Annotated in this window: 14 protein-coding genes; 9 read left to right on the forward strand and 5 right to left on the reverse strand. The window is 63.2% G+C overall.

Annotated elements, in window-relative coordinates; all coding sequences use genetic code 11:
- Positions 1 to 131: 131 nt before the first annotated feature.
- From pdxH to ACODS0_RS16290, 8 genes are all read left to right on the forward strand, one after another.
- The gene (gene pdxH / locus ACODS0_RS16255; protein ID WP_488836004.1) at positions 132 to 785 is read left to right on the forward strand and encodes a pyridoxamine 5'-phosphate oxidase; all 654 of its coding nucleotides are present in this window, start codon (positions 132 to 134) and stop codon (positions 783 to 785) included.
- Between the two features lie 31 nt (positions 786 to 816).
- Positions 817 to 1,254, forward strand: coding sequence for a DUF7684 family protein (locus tag ACODS0_RS16260; protein ID WP_488836005.1), 438 nt, complete (start codon positions 817 to 819; stop codon positions 1,252 to 1,254).
- 87 nt (positions 1,255 to 1,341) lie between these two features.
- A complete protein-coding gene (locus ACODS0_RS16265; protein WP_488836006.1) occupies positions 1,342 to 1,737 on the forward strand; it encodes a VOC family protein in 396 nt (131 codons plus the stop codon).
- Between the two features lie 138 nt (positions 1,738 to 1,875).
- Complete coding sequence (locus ACODS0_RS16270) at positions 1,876 to 2,469, forward strand: TetR/AcrR family transcriptional regulator (RefSeq protein WP_487255020.1); 594 nt, start codon at positions 1,876 to 1,878, stop codon at positions 2,467 to 2,469.
- Positions 2,470 to 2,764: 295 nt separating this feature from the next.
- Positions 2,765 to 3,058 carry a hypothetical protein gene (locus tag ACODS0_RS16275; RefSeq protein ID WP_121506402.1) on the forward strand — a complete coding sequence of 98 codons (294 nt, stop codon included), beginning with the start codon at positions 2,765 to 2,767 and terminating at the stop codon, positions 3,056 to 3,058.
- 121 nt (positions 3,059 to 3,179) lie between these two features.
- Positions 3,180 to 4,181 carry an NADP-dependent oxidoreductase gene (locus ACODS0_RS16280; protein WP_488836007.1) on the forward strand — a complete coding sequence of 334 codons (1,002 nt, stop codon included), beginning with the start codon at positions 3,180 to 3,182 and terminating at the stop codon, positions 4,179 to 4,181.
- Between the two features lie 113 nt (positions 4,182 to 4,294).
- Positions 4,295 to 4,999, forward strand: coding sequence for an SDR family oxidoreductase (locus ACODS0_RS16285; protein ID WP_488836008.1), 705 nt, complete (start codon positions 4,295 to 4,297; stop codon positions 4,997 to 4,999).
- Positions 5,000 to 5,048: 49 nt separating this feature from the next.
- Complete coding sequence (locus tag ACODS0_RS16290) at positions 5,049 to 6,020, forward strand: alpha/beta fold hydrolase (protein WP_488836009.1); 972 nt, start codon at positions 5,049 to 5,051, stop codon at positions 6,018 to 6,020.
- Positions 6,021 to 6,070: 50 nt separating this feature from the next.
- Here the strand turns inward: ACODS0_RS16290 and ACODS0_RS16295 are convergent, their stop codons facing one another.
- From ACODS0_RS16295 to ACODS0_RS16315, 5 genes are all read right to left on the reverse strand, one after another.
- A complete protein-coding gene (locus ACODS0_RS16295) occupies positions 6,071 to 7,027 on the reverse strand; it encodes an AEC family transporter (RefSeq protein WP_218301095.1) in 957 nt (318 codons plus the stop codon).
- Between the two features lie 198 nt (positions 7,028 to 7,225).
- Positions 7,226 to 8,326 (reverse strand): ABC transporter ATP-binding protein, encoded by a 1,101-nt coding sequence (locus ACODS0_RS16300; protein WP_488836010.1) that lies wholly within the window; start codon positions 8,324 to 8,326, stop codon positions 7,226 to 7,228.
- A 1-nt stretch (position 8,327) separates the two neighbouring features.
- Positions 8,328 to 9,719 carry a sensor histidine kinase gene (locus ACODS0_RS16305; protein WP_488836011.1) on the reverse strand — a complete coding sequence of 464 codons (1,392 nt, stop codon included), beginning with the start codon at positions 9,717 to 9,719 and terminating at the stop codon, positions 8,328 to 8,330.
- Entirely contained in the window at positions 9,716 to 10,441 is a 726-nt protein-coding gene (locus ACODS0_RS16310) for a response regulator transcription factor (protein ID WP_488836012.1), read from the reverse strand. The genes ACODS0_RS16305 and ACODS0_RS16310 overlap by 4 nt, the downstream gene beginning before the upstream one ends.
- A gap of 306 nt (positions 10,442 to 10,747) precedes the next feature.
- The gene (locus ACODS0_RS16315; protein ID WP_488836013.1) at positions 10,748 to 11,308 is read right to left on the reverse strand and encodes a hypothetical protein; all 561 of its coding nucleotides are present in this window, start codon (positions 11,306 to 11,308) and stop codon (positions 10,748 to 10,750) included.
- Between the two features lie 137 nt (positions 11,309 to 11,445).
- On the opposite strand from ACODS0_RS16315, the gene ACODS0_RS16320 reads away from it, so the two are divergent.
- The gene (locus ACODS0_RS16320) at positions 11,446 to 12,075 is read left to right on the forward strand and encodes a Crp/Fnr family transcriptional regulator (protein WP_488836014.1); all 630 of its coding nucleotides are present in this window, start codon (positions 11,446 to 11,448) and stop codon (positions 12,073 to 12,075) included.
- Positions 12,076 to 12,164 lie beyond the last annotated feature (89 nt).

The following is a 12,164-nucleotide window of genomic DNA, read 5'->3' on the forward strand; positions in this document are numbered from 1 at the left end:
GGGGGCAATATAAGCGAATAGTTATTCGACGACAACCGGGGCCACCGAAGACCCCACGTTACCCAGATCCCGCCCGGCCGTCGCCCTCTTTAGAGCGTGCCCGCCGTGGCTGGCAACCGTCCTGCCCTCGCATGCACAATTGGCCCATGACCACCTCCATCGCCGACCTTCGCAAGAGCTACGAGCGCGCCGAACTCAACGAAGACGCCTCGCACGCCGCCCCCCTGCAGCAGTTTGACCAGTGGCTCAAAGAAGCCATCAGTGCCGAAGTGCCCGAGCCCAACGCCATGACCCTGGCCACCGTGGGCAGCGACCTGCGCCCCAGCACCCGCATCGTGCTGATCAAGGGCTATGACGAGCGTGGCATCGTCTGGTTTACCAACTACGACAGCCGCAAGGGCCGCCAGATTGCTGGTAACCCCTACGCAGCCCTGCAGTTCCACTGGGTAGAGCTGGAACGTGTGGTGCGCATCGAGGGCGTGGTGGAAAAGGTCAGTGACGAAGAAAGCGACGAATACTTTGCCAGCCGCCCGCTGGATTCCCGCATCGGCGCCTGGGCCAGTCCGCAAAGCCAGGTCATTTCTGGCCGGGGCGTGCTGGTAGCCAACGCCGCCAAGTACGGCGCGCAGTTCATGCTGAAGCCGCCCCGCCCGCCGCACTGGGGTGGGTATCGCCTCAAGCCTGATCAGTGGGAATTCTGGCAGGGGCGCAAAAGCCGGTTACATGACCGGTTGCGGTACCGGCAGGATGGCGGCGAATGGATGCGTGAGCGGCTGGCGCCCTGATCGCCAACGCTACAACCCTGGTAAACGTTGCATGTGCCCGACGCCAGCATTCACGCCAGAAGTCGTTTATCTGCATCTCACACCCGGTTCCGAATTACCTCCACTTTCGCTAGAGCGCTTTCGGGTACTGGTCATGATCGAGTCAGAAGTGACTACTGTTTGGCAGAAAGCAGTGAGCGACTGGTTGGTGCGGTCCGGCTGCCTGTACATGATGGCCTGGGGTCTTGATTGCAGCTCTTGGGATGACTCGGTGGACTGGGCAAACATTGAGCAGTTTGCTTTTGAAGAAATACCGGAAGAGAGCTTTGTCCTCACCTCTTGGCATGAAAACGACTCATTGGAGGAAGTGATGCACTTCTGCAAGCACTTCGCAGTTCACCCCTCGGTCGCGCTACCAACCACCCTGCTTCTACAAATTTCATCACAAGCACAGAAGGAGAAAGTGTCTATGCTCTACGGCAGCGCATAGTCAGTCAGGCAGCCACAACGATGGCAGAGCTCAGACCGTCAGATTCTCACTGCGCAACCGCGCAGAGCACCGCCCCAGGACCGCACCATGTTCTCGCACATCTTCATCGGCGTCACCGACTTCGACCGCGCGCTGGCGTTCTACCAGCCCGTGATGGCAGCGCTGGGCATCGCGCCGCGTTTTGTGGATACCGCCCACCCTTGGGCCGGATGGCAAAGCCACCCCAACCCGCGCCCTCTTTTTATCATCGGTCGTCCTTTTGAAGGCGAACACGCACCGGGCAACGGCCAGATGACCGCCTTTGCTGCCAGCACCCGCGCGCAGGTGGATGCAGTGCACGCTGCGGCCCTGGCAAACGGCGGGCATTGTGAAGGGCCACCTGGCCTGAGGCCGCAGTACCACGCCAACTACTACGGCGCGTATTTCCGAGATCCGGATGGGAACAAGCTCTGCGTGGCGTGCCACGACCCCCAAGACGCCTGAGCCCAAGCCACTTCGTCGTATCTTTTCTTCACGTCGCGGCGCCATGAGCATCTCTTGTCCTCAAGAGCCTGCGACTTGGAAAAGCCTTTGGCGGATAAAAATTATGATGGTCATCATAATTCGTGATACAGTGAGGGCATGAAGAACGCAGCCCCATCACGCAAAGAGCTAAGCCATGAGCGCATCGTGGCGGCGGCGGCGCGTGCCATCAGGCGCAATGGATTCAGCGGAGCGGGCGTTGCGGACATCATGAAGGACGCAGGCCTCACGCATGGTGGCTTCTATTCCCACTTCCCTTCTCGGGAGGCGATGCTTGCGGAAGCCACAGACAGAGCGGGCGCAGAAACCGTTGGGCTCGCCGAGTCTGCAGCTGCGTCGGTTCCAGCCGATCAAGCGCTGGAGGCCATGTTGGGGGCCTATTTGTCGGAACAGCATATCAACAATCCGGATGTTGGTTGCCCTATGGCAGCCCTCAGTTCGGAGCTGGCCCGCCAAGCCCCCGAGGTGCGGCGTGCAGCCACCCGGCGAATGAAAGAAATGGTGGATGTGATCGCACGACAGTTGCCCACCTGGGGAACACCAGAAGCCCACGAGCGAGCACTTTTTCTGGTTGCCACCATGGTGGGAGCCGTTTCCCTGGCGCGCGCCGTAGACGATCCTTCGCTGGCTGGAAGGCTCAGCAAAGCTGCTTTCAAGTACGCCCGCTCCAGTGGCGAAGAGTCGAAAAAATAGCTTCCATTTTTTTGGGTTTAAATTATGATGATCATCATATTAAAACTGGAATGAAGTGGAAAATTCTCAAATCAGCCTATTGAGGACTTGATCACCGACTTCTTTCGGTGTTCTTGTTTGCACCAAAATATGATGATCATCATGCGATCTATCCGCAGTCGAACTTTGAAAGGTCCCATTGATTGCCTTGACCACCAACCCTTCCACCGCAAACCACGCTGAGTGACTCGCCGAAAAGCCTGGCATTCAGCATTTTCCGAGGCGCCTGAGCCTCATTTCCTAGGAGATATCTACCATGAACACCTTCTCTCGCTTTCTCTCCGTCGCAGTAGTCGCAACGCTCACCGCAGTCGGCGCACAGGCTGCTGAGTTGGACCCGGCGCAATTTGCCACCCAGTTTGAGGGCAACCGCACGCGGGCTGAAGTCGCCGCGGAAGCTGCACAAGTACCCATGACCCGAAGCCAGATCCCTTCGGGCTCCAAAGCCGAGTCTTACAAGTCCGTGGCTGACCGCGCAGCCATCCGGGCACAGGCGGCAGATGCTGTCCGTACTGGCCAGATCTCCTCTGGCGAAACTGGCGCGCGCTAACTTGACGAAGGTGATGCGGTCCTTGTCTCGATTTGAAATATGACGGAAATCATATAAACACAATTTGACCGTCGCCAGTGGGCCGTTCACCAATCTGGATACGCCAGGAGTAAGGAAAACCATGAAAGCATTTGTCATTGATCGCTACAGCAAAAAAGCGGATCTTCGATTGGCCGAGCTGCCAACCCCGGAGCTGCGCGACGACGAAGTCCTGGTCCAGGTCCACGCTGCGGGTGTGAATCTTCTGGACTCGAAGATACGCAGTGGAGAGTTCAAGCTCATCCTGCCTTACAAACTGCCCCTCGTCTTGGGCCACGACGTGGCTGGCGTGGTCACCCAGGTGGGCCCCCGCGTGCGGCAGTTCAAAGTGGGTGATGAGGTCTACGCACGGCCGGACGACTTTCGCATCGGTACGTTTGCTGAATTTGTGCCGGTGAAAGAGGCCTCGCTGGCGCTCAAGCCGAAGAACATCACCATGGAAGAAGCTGCGTCCCTTCCCTTGGTGGCGCTGACGGCTTGGCAGGCGCTGGTCGAGAAGGCCCAAATCAAAAAGGGCCAGAAGGTCTTTATCCAGGCGGGCTCTGGCGGCGTGGGGACCTTTGCCATCCAGCTGGCCAAGCATCTTGGTGCCACGGTGGCCACGACCACCAGCACGGCCAATGCCGCACTGGTGAAGGCCCTGGGAGCCGACGTCGCGGTGGACTACAAGACGCAGGATTTTGAGGACGTATTGCGCGACTACGACGTCGTACTGAACAGCCAGGACGGCAAGACCCTCGAAAAATCCCTGCGTGTGCTCAAGGGCGGTGGAAAGCTCATTTCCATTTCCGGTCCGCCAGATCCGGATTTCGCAAACGCGATCAAGGCGCCCTGGTTCTTGAAGCTGATCGTGCGGCTGCTGAGTGCGGGCGTCAGGCGCAGGGCGTTGGCGCGCCGGGTCGGCTATTCGTTCCTCTTCATGAGGGCCAATGGGAGCCAGCTGCGCGAGATCACGCGCCTGGTGGAGGCCGGGGTGATACGGCCTGTGGTGGACCGGGTCTTCTCGTTTGAGTCCACCAACGACGCACTGGCCTATGTCGAATCCGGCCGCGCCAAAGGCAAGGTCGTGATCAAGGTCCGGTAGTCACCCAAAAAGCCAATCAGAGCAAAGCCAAGCAGGGCCCAAGGCAGACATGGCCCGCCTGGCTTGGCTTTGCCCTGCGCAACGAAATCTTGATTTTTGAACTGGAGTTTTTTATGAAGATCGAAAACGCTGTAGCCCTCGTGACGGGCGCCAACCGTGGCATTGGGCTGGCCTTTGCACGTGAACTCTTGAACCGGGGTGCGCGCAAAGTCTATGCCGCCGCCCGAGACCCGGCCTCCGTCACCCTGCCCGGTGTGCAGGCGCTGAAGCTTGATGTGACGAAGCCCGACGAAGTCGCCAATGCCGTCGCCCAGGCCGGGGATGTGACCTTGCTCATCAACAACGCGGGCATCGCCCAGCCAGGGGGATTTCTCGCTGACGACAGCGAAGAAGTCGCACGCCGCATCTTCGAGACCAACTTCTTCTCCGTGCTGCGCATGAGCAAGGCGTTTGCGCCCATCCTGAAGGACAACGGGGGCGGTGCCCTGCTGAATGTGCTGTCGGTCGCCTCCTGGGTGAACGGCGGAGAGCTGGCCGCCTACTCCGCCAGCAAGTCTGCCGCCTGGTCGCTCACCAACGCGCTGCGCAACGAGTTGCTGACCCAGAAAACCCAGGTGCTCGGCCTGCACATGGCGTACGTGGACACCGATCTCACCCGGGGCTTCGATGTACCCAAGTCGAGCCCTGAAAAAATCGTCAAGCGTGCGCTGGACGGCCTTGAAGCGGGTCTGGATGAAGTCCTGGCGGACGAACTCACCATGCTGGTCAAAAACGGCATGACCGCGCCCACGCCGACCTACCTGCACCCCATGGGCTGAGTAAGCCCCGATACCCGCCCCCGTGTCTTTGGCCTACCGAAAGCCCGCCATGAACCCCCTCCTGAAAAAAGCGGCAGCGGCACTGCTTGCGTTGGCTGCCCCGTTTGCATCCACTCCATCACATGCCCAACAGGCCGTGTCTGGGGGCACCATGCGCGCCGCGCTAGTAGCCAGCCCAGAGCGGCCAACCTGGGCCACTGCGCCCACCCAGTCCATCTCTGCGGGCGGGGTGGCCTTTGCCTACCGCGAACTGGGCAAGCACCACGGCGGGACGCCGCTGATTCTGCTGGTCCATCTGGCGGCGGTGCTGGACAACTGGGACCCCCGCGTGGTGGATGGGCTGGCCGCCCAGCGCCACGTGATCGCGTTCGACAACCGGGGCGTGGGTGCATCCAGCGGCTCGCCATCCAACTCCATGGAGCAGATGGCCGATGACGCGATCACTTTCATCAAGGCCAAGGGCTACCAGCAGGTGGATCTGTTCGGCTTCTCGATGGGCGGAATGATTGCCCAAGAGATCGCCTTGAAGGAGCCCGATCTGGTTCGCAAAATGATTCTCGCTGGCACCGGCCCAGCTGGGGGCGAGGGCATCAGCTCCGTTGCAGGGGTGGCCAATCTGGACCTTTTGCGAGGCTTTTTCACGGGCCAGGACCCCAAGCAGTTCCTGTTCTTCACCCGCACGCCCGGCGGCATCGAAGCCGGCAAGGCTTTCCTGAAACGGCTCTCGGAGCGCACAGACAACCGTGACAAGGACATCACCGTGAGCGCCTACGCGGCCCAGTTGCAGGCCCTGAGCGCCTGGGGCAAGAAGGCGCCTGCCGATCTCTCCCAAATCAGGCAGCCGGTGCTCGTTGTCAACGGTGACAACGACCGGATGGTCCCGACGATCAACACGCACGACCTGGCACGGCGGCTACCCAACAGCCAACTGATCATCTATCCCGACGCGGGTCATGGCGGGGTTTTCCAGTTCCACGCCGAGTTCGTCATGAAGGCGCTCGGATTTCTCGCCGTACCCTGACCGACAAGCGGCAGCAGAAAACCGCCGAGCAGATCATCAGCCCATCAAATTCAGCCCACCACCCACCGCGTCACCGCCAAAATCACCACCGGCATCGTGACCAACGCCAGCGCCGTAGACACCGCCACACTCGCCGTCACCTCATCCTCGGCCACCGCATAGCGCTGCGCAAACAGGAACACGTTGGCCCCCACCGGCAGCGATGCCGCCACGATCATCACCGCCAGCGGCATGCCCGACAGGCCCAGTGCCCAGCCCAGGGTGGCCAGCACGATGGGGTGCACGACACACTTGACCAGCGCAATGCGCAGTGCGGCCTTGAAGTGGTGGCCGACCTTGGTAAACGCCAGCGTCACCCCCACCAGCAGCAGCGCAATCGGCCCCAGCGCCTGGCCCAGCAGCAGCAGGGGTTTGTCAACCACCTGCGGCACCACCAGCCCGGTCTGCGCAAACAGCAGGCCCGCAATGATGGGCAGCGGCACCGGGTGCACGATACCGTTGCGCACGGCCTGCAGCACGGTGCGCCACATGGGCTGCTGCGCGGAGCCCTCCCGGCCTGCATGCTCGCGCGCGGCGGCCAGTTCAAACACCACGGTGGCGGCGGTCAGCAGGATGAGCGAGTGCACCGAGATCAGCGTGAACAGCGTGACCAGCCCCGCATCGCCAAACACCAGGCCCACCAGCGGCACGCCGATCATCAGCGTGTTGCTGAAGGTGTTGGCCAGCGCCCGCGCCGCGCCCAGGCTGGTAAAGCCCAGCACCGCCAACGTGGCCGTGTACACCACGCCAAACGCCACAAAGTAGATCCCCACGGGGCCGAAGTTGAGGTCTTCGATGTGCACCGTGCTCATGGTGCGAAACAGCAGCGCGGGCGTGAGCACCATGAACACGAGGTTGGCCAGGTCCTTCACGGCTGCGGCCCGAATCCAGCCGCGCCGCCCCACGTAAAAGCCGATGGCGATGAACAGGATGACGGGGATCAGCGAGGTGAAAACGGGAGAGTTCAAGGTGAAAAACCGGTGGCCGTGCGGTGGTGGAGGCCCGTATTGTGGCCCGGGTCACCACGCTGGCATCCGCTGGTCACTATTGTTTTTGTAGCTGCTTGCGCTTATCCATCAAGCGCCAGGGCCCATTTTTGCTTGAATATTTCATGCCCGGCAGTCGGTGTGCCGGTGCGTGGTGGATTGTCCGTGCCATAGGGCATCTCACCCCGCCACCACCGACACCCCGTGGTCTGCCAGCGTCAGGCTCACCGGTGCGCCCACATCCAGCGGCAGCTCCACCTGGGGCGAAACCACAAAGATCTCGCCCAGCGCGCTCGCAAAGGTGTATTCCATGACGCTGCCCAGGTAGGTGCGTTTGGTCAGCCGGGCGGCCAGCCCGCCGGAGGTTGCGGGGCCTATGACCCAGGCTTCGGGCCGCACGGCGATCTTGACCGGGCCGGGGCCGAGGGATGCTGGCGATGGCACGCGCAAAGGGCCGAGCCGGGCATGGCTGCCAGCCGCCGGGCTTTCCCCATCCGCCGGATTGAGCGCATGGATGTGACCCTCGAACAGCATTGCCTCGCCCATGAAGCCCGCCACAAACTCGGACGCGGGCTGCTCATACAGCGTGCTGGGCGCGCCGCACTGGGCGATGGTGCCTTTGTCCATCACCACAATCTGGTCGCTGACCGCCAGGGCTTCGCTCTGGTCGTGGGTCACATAGACCACCGTCAAGCGCAGGCGTTGCTGCAGGGCGCGGATCTCTTCGCGCATGGCGCGCCGCAAGCGGGCGTCCAGGTTGGATAGCGGCTCGTCAAACAGCAGCACGGCGGGCTCCAGCGCCAGCGCCCGGGCCAGGGCCACGCGCTGTTGCTGCCCCCCCGAAAGTTCATGGGGCCTGCGCAGGTCCAGGCCCTGCAGGCCCACGGTGTCGAGCATGGCGCGGGCCTTGTCGCGCACCTGCGGCGGGCGCAGGTGCAGCCCGTGCAGGCCGTAGCACACGTTGTCGATCACGTTCAGGTGCGGGAACAGTGCATAGCTCTGGAACACCAGGCTCACATTGCGCTGCGCCGGGCCGAGGGTGGTAACGTCCTGCCCGTCGATGAAGATGCGACCCGCCGTGGGTGACTCGAGCCCGGCAATCATCCGCAGCGTGGTCGTCTTGCCGCAGCCCGATGGCCCCAGGATGGTGGTGAGCGTGCCCCGGGGCACCACAAAGCTGATGTGGTCCACCACCATTGGCGCGCTGGGCAATGGTCCGTACCGCTTGCTGACATCCCGGAACTCGATGCCATGCGCGGCAGATGACTGCTTCACGGACATCTCAACCTTCCCAGGCAACAACGGCATCGACACCGATGACCTGCCCTGCGTCCATGCGGTTGAACAGCATGACCTGGGCGCCCATCGCCTCGGCAATCTGCCGGCAGATCGACAACCCCAGCCCCACCCCGCCCTGCCCTGCCGAAAACGGCTGGAACAACCTTTGCCGCACGGCGTCGTCAATGCCAGGGCCTTCGTCCCACACCAGCAGTTCGCGCCGCCCGGTGCTGTTGCGCAGCAGCACCCCCAGCCGCCCATGCACGGGCGTGTGGTGGATGGCGTTGGCCAGCAGGTTGCGCATGAGCTCGCCCAGCAGCGCCGCGTCGCCGGGGGCCCACAGCGTATCGGGGCCTTCCAGCGCAAAGTCCAGCCGCTTGGCGGCGATCAGTGGCGCCAGCTCCATCACGGCCTCGCGGGCCATGGCGTTCAAATCCACGCTGGGCAGCTCGCCCATGCGCTGGAGCTGCTCCACCTTGCTCAGGCTCAGCAGCTGGTTGGCCAGGCCCGAGGCGCGGTCTACCGTGTGCAGCATCTGCTGCAGCGCATCAGCCACCAGCACATCGCCCGCAATGGCCGACTGCAGCTGCGTGCGCAGCACCGCCATGGGGGTGCGCAGCTGGTGCGTAGCGTCGGCCAGAAAACGCCGCTGCTCCTCGATCCATCGGCTCTGGCTTTGCTGCAGTTCGCCAAAATGCTGCACGGCAGGCGCCAGCTCTGACGGGCCTTCGTAGCCCTGGCCGGTGCCGCCTGCACCTGGCTGGGTTGGCGGAGTGAGCGACACATCCGCGTGCAGCAGCCAGCCCGACGCGACGCGCGCCAGCACCATCGCCACCGCCGTCATGGCCAGGGCCAGCAGAACCACTGGGCGCAAACCCGCGCCTTCATCCATCAGGCGGGCCACGCTAGGCAGGCGTTCGCTGAACGGCCGCGCCACCTGGCGCACCACCGGCGGGGCGGCGCCCTGCCCGCCCCCAGCCACCGCCGGCTGGTGCAGCGTGGCGGCCACGCGCACCAGTTGGTCGCCCACCTGCGCCAGGTAAAAGTGCACGCTGCCCTGCCCTTGCACGGGCTCAGAGGGCGGTACACGCGGCAGGTCGGCGCTGCCCGCCAGGCGCTCGCCGTCCAGGCTGCTTTCGCGGAACCAGACCGCAGGGGCTTGCTCCATGGCGGATGCACCGGCCTGCGGCTGCAACACCGTCGGCCAGGTTGTCAGCGCCCTGTGCAGCACGGCATCCTGCGCGGCTGCGTTGTGCCGTACCTGCTGCACCACCTGCACCGTGGCGACCAGGGCCACCAGCGCCCACAGCGGCACGAGCAGGCCCACCAGAAGCAGCCGCTGTAGCGATCCTCCGCGCGGGCGCCAGGGCCAGCGCTGCCACCAAGGCGTGTTCACCGGAGCGCCCCGCCCTTCTCGGCCCTGTCGACCTTGTCGCCTTTTTGGGCAGCCATGCTGTCGGCATCGCACAGCAGGTAGCCCACGCCGCGCAGGGTCACGATCTCGGCATTGGTGCCCACCAGCTTCTTGCGCAGGCGGTGCACCACCACCTCCACCGCATCGGCCTGCACCTGCTCATCGGTGTTGGCAAACACCTGCGTGCGCAGCTCTTCCTTGCTCACCACGCGGTCGATGCGCGACATCAAGAGGCGCAGCAGCTCCGCCTCACGCTGCGACAGCTCCAGCGGCAGTGCCTCGTTGTAGAACGCGCCACTGGCCGGGTCGCGGTGGAGCGCACCACAGCGCAACTGCCCGTCGCGTCCTACACGGCGTGTCAGGGCCCGCAGGCGCGCCACCAGCTCGTCCAGGTCAAACGGCTTGGCCAGATAGTCGTCCGCCCCAGCCTCCAGCCCTGCCACGCGGTCGGTGACGGCCGCCCGGGCCGTGAGCGCCAGCACGGGCGTGGTGCTGCCGCCATCGCGCAGGCGCCGCAGCACCTCCAGCCCGTCCAGACCCGGCAAAGACAGGTCCAGCGTGATTACATCAAAGGCCGTGCGCCGCGCCGCCGCCAGGGCCTCCTTGCCGTCGGCGCAGCACAGCACCTCAAAACCGCGCGCCACGAGGCTGCGGCTCAAGGCACCGGCCAGATCAAAATCGTCCTCGACCAACAGCAGTTTCATGCCCCGATCATGCCGCCTGCGCTGGGCCCCGGCCACTGTGGTTGTACGGAGGGGGCGTGAAAGGAAGGCGAAAGTGTGAGAGGACCACGTGAATGAAAGCTCGTGCCCTGAGTTGGAGGTTCGTTGATGAAATAAAGATGTCGAAATCGTCGCCAGGCAAGGCGCAAGCCACAGCGGTAGTCTTAGCTATCGTGAGGATTTGCAACGCAGTATGGCGGCGATTCTGGGTGTTTTTATGAAGTGGATTTCCAACTCAGGACACTTGGGGAGCCTCGCACCCACCAGCGGTGAGCGGGTCGCAAGAACTCAATGGTGCCCTTTGTGCACCGGGCGTGTTGCAGGCGAAGGCTCAGAGCCCGCAGCGTAGCCGCGCAGGGCGGAATACCGCTGGATTTGGTCACTCTGGAGCAGCGCGGTTTGCGCAAGGTGCGTGCGCAAATGCTCTTCGCGCAAGCGCGCCTGGCGTTGTCCGATTTCGCTGGTCAGTGCCGATAGCCTTGCGGGGGGGATCGTGCCCGTTTTGAACGCCTCATCCAGTGCCTCTTCCGAAGCGATCAGGGCCGCTCCGAGCTTTCGCGCGGCCTCCTTGTGCGCGTGCAGCAAGGCGGTTGTGGCCGTTCTCTGCTGGTCGGTCAACGCCAGCGCGTCTGCGTGCTCCAGAACGTGGGCTGGTCCGGGGTAGCCGTTCAGCTCGGCCGCCTTGGCCAAACCCATGCCCTGCCCCTGCAACAGATCTGTCACGTCCTGGTCAGACAACGATTTGATGGCGCGTTTTTGCTGGCCGGCATAGGGCGCAGGCTCGGCGGTGGCGAGATGGGCAGCCAATGCCAGTGCAATGCACCCCGCCGTCTTGACCAGTGCGGGCATGTGGCCCCTACCCTGTGGTGACCGGGCGCCTGTATTGCGTAGCTGAACTCTTGCTGTCATGGTCATGGCCCACGTTGTTGTGATTACCGTGGGCATGCTACGAAGAAGGTCGTCCTGAACGATATGATTTTGGTCATATGAAAAAAGCGATAGGTGTGGGTGTGTCCGGCTCGGGAGCCGATTTGCCATGGATGCGGCTGATGCCCCCAAGCCTGCGCGAACTGGCAAAGGCGCGGCAATTTGCAGCACACCACGCCGTCTTTCAAACTGGCAATCCTGTGTGCAGCATTTACCTGGTGACCACGGGTGAAGTGCGCCTCGTTCGGTTCAGCCGCAACGGCGGCGAAGTCATCCTTCAGCGATCACGGCAGGGCTTTGTGGCAGAAGCCAGCCTGGACAGCCAGCTTTACCACTGCACCGCCGTAGCCTCCGAGCCCAGCGATCTGCTGGAATTTCCAGCGGATGCGTTTCGAACTGCGTTGCACGATTCGTCAGACTTTCGCGCAGCTTGGCTGTTGCAGCTGTCGCAAGAACTGCGCAAGCTTCGTGCGCAGTGTGAGCGGCTGAGCCTGCACAGGGCTGCGGACCGCATTGCTCACTACATCCACGCTGAAGGGGTTGATGGCTGCGTAACCCTGCAGCAGCCTCGAAAGGCCTGGGCCGCCGAACTCGGCCTCACGCATGAGTCCCTTTACCGAACCCTGCGGCGAATGCAGGACGAAGGGCTGATCCATATAAACGGCAACTTGCTTCGGGCCTTGGGCTAGGAGCCCACCACCCGCCCTCCTCCATCGTCCACCTCGGTCTGCAGCACGTGCCACTGACGGGGAGCAGCAACACCCTTTTCGGCAGGTGC

Source organism: Acidovorax sp. FG60, assembly GCF_057808995.1.